Here is a 6,598-nt window from a genome sequence, read left to right as displayed (position 1 = left end):
CCCCCCCCCCCCCCCCGGTCTTAGACCGGCCCCTACCGTTGCTCGGCGGTCCGTGAGAAGCGGGCGGATTGCGCGTGTCGCTGCTTCGCCGTTGTCAGATTCTCTGCTTAACCCGCCCCTACAAACCTCAAGATGTTGCGGCGACGCGGGCCGATGCAATCGGCCCCTACGATGGTTCGGTCGGTTCGGGCAAAGGCGTTTTGGCCTTTCGTGGTTCCTTCACCACAATGGTTTCGGCAATGCGGTCGTGGACGGTTTGGCGGTTGGGGTGAATGAAGAACTGGACGAAACCGAAACCGCCCTCGAGGACAGACGCGCCATAGCCAAGGGCGCGTTCGAGGGCATGCCAGAAGGAGATGTGCTTGTGCGTAAGCGAGACCACACGAATGTGCATCAGGCGCTTGCCCACCGTCCGGCCATTGCCCCAGTAGAGCGCCAAGGCAAAATAGAGCACGGTCGGAATCAGGCCCCAACTGTGAAAGGGGTTGATCTCGAGTTTCACATCTTGGTTCGGTTTCAGAAGTTGATCCAGATTTTTCAGGATTTCCTGAATGCCCGCGAACGGAATCACGATGACCAGATCCATCGCGAAGGCCGCCAGCCGGCTCCAAAAGCCGGCCAGCGGCACTCCGACGAGTGAATTCACATGTTCGGTGGCCACAGGCTGATAGGTGCGCGGCGCTTTTGAGCGCATAGAGGTGCCTGTCGGTAAATGAGTGGCTTACTTCTTTTTGTTTTCGTCCACGACTTCATACTCGGCATCTTCAACATGACCCGGTCCCCCTTGCGGACTGCCATCACCGGCAGGTCCCTGTCCAGGAGTGGGTTCTGGGCCTTGCTGGGCTTCAGGCTGCGGCGCTCCCTGCTGCGCGTAGAGCTTGGGTCCGATCTCCGCCCAGATTTGAGTCAGAGCATCGCTGGAGGATTTGATCTCGCCCATGTCGCTGGCACGAAGTGCCGTCTTAACACGATCCACTGCGGCCTGCAGCCGGGCCTTATCGTCGCCGGTGATCTTCTCTTCGAGTTCCTTCATCTGGCGCTCAGTCTGGAAGACCATGGCATCGGCGGAGTTGCGCACGTCGGCTTCTTCGCGCCGCTTGACGTCCTCGCCCTCGTGAGACTTGGCGTCCTTCTTCATGCGCTCCACTTCTTCCTTGGACAGACCGGAACTGGCCGTAATCTTGATGGACTGCTCGCGGTTGGTGGCCTTATCTTTGGCTGCCACTTGCAGAATGCCGTTGGCGTCAATATCAAAGGTCACTTCCACCTGCGGAATGCCGCGCGGTGCGGGCGGCAGACCGTCCAGCGTAAAGCGGCCGATAGTCTTGTTGTCCACCGCCATGGGGCGTTCCCCTTGCAGCACGTGGATTTCCACCGACGGCTGATTGTCCGACGCCGTGGAGAAGACCTCCGTGCGGCGCGTGGGAATGGTGGTGTTGGAGTCAATCAGCTTGGTCATCACGCCGCCCAGTGTCTCGATGCCGAGGGATAGCGGAGTGACGTCGAGCAGCAGCACGTCCTTGACGTCGCCGGCCAGAATACCGCCCTGAATGGCCGCGCCGATGGCTACCACTTCATCGGGATTCACGCCGCGATGCGGCTCTTTGCCGAAGAACTCGCGCACGAGGTCCACGATGCGCGGCATCCGCGTCGCGCCGCCGACCATGATGATCTCATTGATGTCGGAGGGCTTCAGACCTGCATCATTCAACGCCCGGCGGCAGGGTTCAATCGTACGCTGCGCGAGGTCTTCGGTCAGTTCCTGAAACCTGGCGCGGGTGATGGTCATGTCCAGATGCTTCGGACCTTCGGCAGTCGCCGTAATGAACGGCAGATTCACCTGCGTCTGCGTGGCGCCGGACAGCTCGATCTTAGCTTTCTCCGCCGCTTCCTTCAGGCGCTGCAACGCCATGGGATCCTTGCGCAGATCAATGCCTTCGTTCTTCTTGAACTCGTCGGCCAGATAGTCAATCAGGCGCGAGTCCCAATCGTCGCCGCCAAGATGAGTGTCGCCGTTGGTGGACTTCACTTCGAAGACACCCTGCCCCAGATCGAGCACCGACACATCGAAGGTGCCGCCGCCAAGGTCATAGACGGCGACGACTTCATCCTTCTTCTTGTCCAGACCGTAAGCCAGCGAGGCCGCGGTGGGCTCGTTGATGATGCGCAGGACTTCGAGACCCGCGATGTCACCGGCGTCTTTGGTGGCCTGACGCTGGGTGTCGTTGAAGTACGCGGGCACCGTGACCACGGCCTTGGTGATCTTTTCGCCGAGGTAATCTTCGGCGGTCTGCCGCATTTTCTGCAGGATCATCGCCGAAATTTCCGGCGGGCTGTAATTCTTGTCGTCAATCTTGACCTTCGCCTGGCCGCCGTCGCTGACGACGTCGTAAGGCACGCGCTTCATCTCTTCGGAGACTTCTTCATAGCGCCGGCCCATGAAACGCTTGATGGAATATACGGTCCGCTTCGGATTGGTAATCGCCTGCCGTTTGGCAGCGGCACCCACCAACCGCTCGCCCGTCTTGGTGAACGCCACGACCGAGGGTGTGGTCCGCGCGCCTTCCGGATTCGGAATGACGATCGGTTCTCCGTTTTCCACCACGGCCACACAAGAGTTGGTCGTTCCCAAGTCAATGCCAATAATTCGAGACATTCAGAACTCCGTTCTATTCTCAGGGTTTGTTGATCTCACTGGGTATATCAGCCTATAGAAATTACAAAATGGACCATGCAAACGCCGATCCATTCTTGTAACACTCATACTATAATCTACTTACGCATTACATACGCTATATCTATCTCGCGGAATTCTGCCAGAATGGCAGAGTCTCTACTTAATCCTCCGCCACATGTGCCATGCTGACGCACTCTGCCTCTCAGGAGCAAAAATGGAAGCCAAAGATAGCATCAATTCCACCTCAGCATGGGTGGCGCCAAGGTTCACCGCACCCCGCAAATGGCTGTGTAGCTGGCGGGGAAAGCCCTGCACCACCAAGAGCGCGACTTCGATCAGTTCGCGCCAGTGAGATGGCAAGCCTGGGCGGGATAGTACCAAACCATAGCCGACCAGCACTGTCCAAACGGACAACTCCGGAGAAGCAGCGGTCAGGTTCTCCCGCAGCTTGCTCGTATTCTCACGGTAGACCGAGGTCTGAAGTTCCTTACCGCGCTCCAGCCAAAATGGCGCATCAAGCCGCACCAACTCGGGCTCTTCGGCAGGCAAGCCGTCACCAAGGACATCGCGGATCTGGAAGGTGGCTTCGAGTGATGCCTGAAAGCCGGCAAGCAAAAAAAGTTGCAGCGCCGTCTCGCGCAGGGCCTCCCGGGGGAAGCCGCGCGCGTGATAACGCTGCAACAAAGTTACCGCCTGCGAATCCTGCGGCGAGAGCCACAGCACCGAAAGCGCGGACAGAAGGATGAGCGGCTCATGCTGGGGATGTTCTGCGGCCAGCGCCATCACGCGCTCCGCACAATCCTCGCCAATCAACTGGTGATCCGCTTCTTCTCAACGTAAATCGGCTGCCAGCCCTTCTCCGTCATGACGGCCATGCCGGAAGGAATCATGCCTTCGGGTACCGGCGTGTCCAGAGTCTCAATTTGCGGCCGCCGGATCTGATCCAGCAGAGCGACAGGTCTCGGCACCGCTCCACCCGGCTGGGGTGGTCGGACACCGGGCACCATGCCGGGTTTGCCGGTTTTTTGAGCCGCGCGCTCCCGCGCACCGACGGGATCAATGCCGTGCGCCTGACGGAGCTTGTCCATCTTTGCGCTGATCGCCTTACGGGTGACGCCAAACCGGTCGGCCAGTTCGGCCATCGGCACTTTACCGTAATTATCGAGCAGAAACTTCTCTTCTGCCGCAGTCCACTTCTTCGCCATAAGTTTATCTTGCTCCTCTTGAACGATTCAACATCACGTCCGCCGGCGCTCCATGTCTTAGCGCAGCAGAAGCATTTTGCGCGCGAGCGTTGTGCCCGAGGTTGTCAGGCGGCAGTAATAGACGCCACTGCTGGCGCCGCTGCCGTCATCCATCAGTCCCTTCCACATCACGCGGTGCGCCCCCGCATTCAAGTCTCCTTGAACCAGCGTCGCCACGCGGCGGCCCAGCACATTGAAGACTTCGAGCTTCACGTAGCCCGCTTTGGGCAGCGCAAACTCGATGGTAGTCTCGGGATTGAAAGGATTGGGGAAATTCTGCGCGAGGTTCAGGTCCGCCGGTTTGGCCTCATGGCGAGGATCGGCGGCGTTGGTCCCGCGTACAAGGTGAATCACTTTCTGGTAAGCCAGCACGTTATCGCCCGTGATGGTCACCGTCATGGTGTCCGTCGAGTCCGGATTGATCGGGAAGGTCATGGAGGATTGAGCCGGCGGCATCCAGAAGGTGTTTGCCGTGCTGTCATTCATCCAGATCGTCACATTCAGACTCTCGGCAGGCACCGCCGACATATTCGCAACGTTTACCAGAATCGTGGACGGCGCTCCGAAGGTCGCGGTATCCGGCATCGTTACCTGAAGGCGGACAGGTGTCCGTGTAAACACCTGCAGCGACGGATCACTTTCCACATGGTACTGTCGCATCAGCGTGTTGGTAATTTCCAGCACGTCGTTGTCAATCAAAAAGGCCGACATGACTGCCCAGGACATCATCTTGCCGGCGGCAAGTCCGGACGACAGATTCAGATTGCCATAATCGAACCAGGCGCGGTATATGGACGAGTCCAGGCAGTTGTTGAAGATCGTGTGGGTGTTCCAGCAGGGACCGATGAAGCCCACTGCGCCATACGGCTGGGTAATGGTACCGCCCAGCATGAAGCGCTCTCCGAAGCCGGCATTGTCCGTGGGAGTATTAAAAATTCCCGTACCGCATCCAATGCCCGTCACAATCGGCAGCCGGCCAGCGTTGGTGAGCACGTCGATGTCCTGCAAATAGAAGTCGATGCCGTACCAGCCGAAGTCCCAGCCTTCACCGCGATAGTTGACAAAGGCGCGGCCCAGATTGATATCGGATATCATGTTCGCGCCATGACTGTGACCGTAGATCGAATCCACGGCCGTGGCGCCGTGTGCCACCATGATGTCGCGCGTGCGGGCCACCGTCTGCCACTGGGTAATATCCTGATCGTCCGCGGCCACCGTAGCCTTGGTAAAGCGGAGAGAGTCGATGATGAAACTGTTCTTCTCGTGCTGGATCGTGCGGCTGACGATCTTCATCACGTCCTGCGACGTGTTAGCTACCCAGCGTCCAAGGAACAGATCAGGGAACAGATCCGTGCCTTCTACAGCCGAGAAATAGGCCTCGTTGGTGTACAACCCCGGATCGCTGGCATTGTTGAACTCCGTCATCGGATCCGGTGTGTAGAGCATATCGACCGGCAGTTTGCCTTCGTCTCCGACCAATATGACAAAGTCAATGCGGGGGTCGGACGTGGCCATTTCCGACTGGATCCGGTTGCGCACGGCGAGCTGCGAGACATTCGACCCCATGGAACTCTTGGGCACCACGGTGACCTTGAACCCGCGCTGTTCCTTCCAGCGCACAAAATCCGCTACCGCCGGCAAGAAGTTGCTTCCCGTTGCGTCCGGAACGATCATCAAGATGTGGGATTGCGCGCCGGTCATGATATTGGGAATGTACTCCCAATTCGTCACAAGCGTCTGAAACATCCGCTGCCACGGGCGGGAAAACGCCATGCGCGGCGTACTCACCGGATTCTCACCGGTGGTGGTATCCATGGCAACGCGCAGAATCGCGTGCTGCAGAACGTCACAGGTGCTGGCCTGATTGGTATAGGTCAGCGGCCGGATCGTCAATGGCACCACCCGCACCCCGCCCATGATCCCGACATGTCCGACCATCACATGGGAGTGGTCGTTGTTGTTGATCAAGCTGGCGGGCTGGGCCTGAAAGGTGGTATCATCCCAGGTTTCAAACGTGACAACCGGATTGCCCGATCCGGGCAGGGCGACGTAAATCGTCAACCGGGGAAGCCGCAAACCGGTGGCATTGAGTTCGCCCCACGTCCCGGGAAAGCGACCGGTGAAATTGATGGATCCGCTGTGGGGAATACGTTCCATCAGCAGATCCAGCCGGATCACCGAATCGGACTCCAGAACCGAGATCGTCGGCGAGTACCGCGTATTCGGGTACATGCCAAACGGGGGAGAATCAGGCACCGCCAACACACTTGGGGCAAAACAGACCAGGCAAACAAGTGCGAGCCACAGGAAACTTCTAAAGCTGCAAATCATTGTTGTTCTCCTTTCCGCGGCCAAACAGACAGATGAATCCTTCTCGTTGAGAAAAACAGCGTCCGCGATCACAATGGGCATGAAGTTACCTCCCCATTAAGGATCACCAAACAATCGGGCTATTCAGGGTCTCTCTGCTTAATTACACCCCATATTGTCAGCGGAAGTTGCCGCCAGAGCGGGAATCGCGCACATCCATTGCCGGAAATCGCCGGAGCAGCAAAGTCCGCCGCCGATCACCGCAATTCACATTAGATTTTGTTAATCAGCAGCTTATGCGGAGGATTTGCGACCGGAATCTCCACTATTCTCTGTCCGCTAATATAGACTATATTTGTACCCAAGT

The 6,598-nt window shown here is 58.1% G+C and carries 5 protein-coding genes; all 5 read right to left on the bottom strand.

Annotation, left to right across the window (positions count from 1 at the left end; all coding sequences use genetic code 11):
- Positions 1–166 precede the first annotated feature (166 nt).
- A complete protein-coding gene (locus VGL38_12500; GenBank protein ID HEY3296240.1) occupies positions 167–694 on the bottom strand; it encodes an RDD family protein in 528 nt (175 codons plus the stop codon).
- Between the two features lie 27 nt (positions 695–721).
- Positions 722–2,656 (bottom strand): molecular chaperone DnaK, encoded by a 1,935-nt coding sequence (dnaK, locus tag VGL38_12495; GenBank protein HEY3296239.1) that lies wholly within the window; start codon positions 2,654–2,656, stop codon positions 722–724.
- A gap of 177 nt (positions 2,657–2,833) precedes the next feature.
- Positions 2,834–3,460, bottom strand: a complete 627-nt coding sequence (locus VGL38_12490) for a carboxymuconolactone decarboxylase family protein (GenBank protein ID HEY3296238.1) — start codon at positions 3,458–3,460, stop codon at positions 2,834–2,836.
- A 26-nt stretch (positions 3,461–3,486) separates the two neighbouring features.
- On the bottom strand, positions 3,487–3,882 hold the full coding sequence (locus VGL38_12485) for an HTH domain-containing protein (protein ID HEY3296237.1): 396 nt from the start codon (positions 3,880–3,882) through the stop codon (positions 3,487–3,489).
- Positions 3,883–3,939: 57 nt separating this feature from the next.
- Positions 3,940–6,177, bottom strand: coding sequence for a C25 family cysteine peptidase (locus VGL38_12480; GenBank protein HEY3296236.1), 2,238 nt, complete (start codon positions 6,175–6,177; stop codon positions 3,940–3,942).
- Between the last annotated feature and the right edge of the window lie 421 nt (positions 6,178–6,598).

The sequence above is a fragment of the bacterium genome (genome assembly GCA_036504735.1).
Taxonomy (GTDB): Bacteria; Electryoneota; RPQS01; order RPQS01; family RPQS01; genus DASXUQ01.
Note: the sequence above shows the minus strand (reverse complement) of the source record. Positions and strands in the feature narration are given on the sequence as shown.

Excerpts from the sequence above, each read along its gene's own strand:
- VGL38_12500 (HEY3296240.1), bottom strand. The coding sequence starts at position 694 with ATGCGCTCAAAAGCGCCGCGCACCTATCAGCCTGTGGCCACCGAACAT.
- dnaK (HEY3296239.1), bottom strand. The coding sequence starts at position 2,656 with ATGTCTCGAATTATTGGCATTGACTTGGGAACGACCAACTCTTGTGTG.
- VGL38_12485 (HEY3296237.1), bottom strand. The coding sequence starts at position 3,882 with ATGGCGAAGAAGTGGACTGCGGCAGAAGAGAAGTTTCTGCTCGATAAT.
- VGL38_12490 (HEY3296238.1), bottom strand. The coding sequence starts at position 3,460 with ATGGCGCTGGCCGCAGAACATCCCCAGCATGAGCCGCTCATCCTTCTG.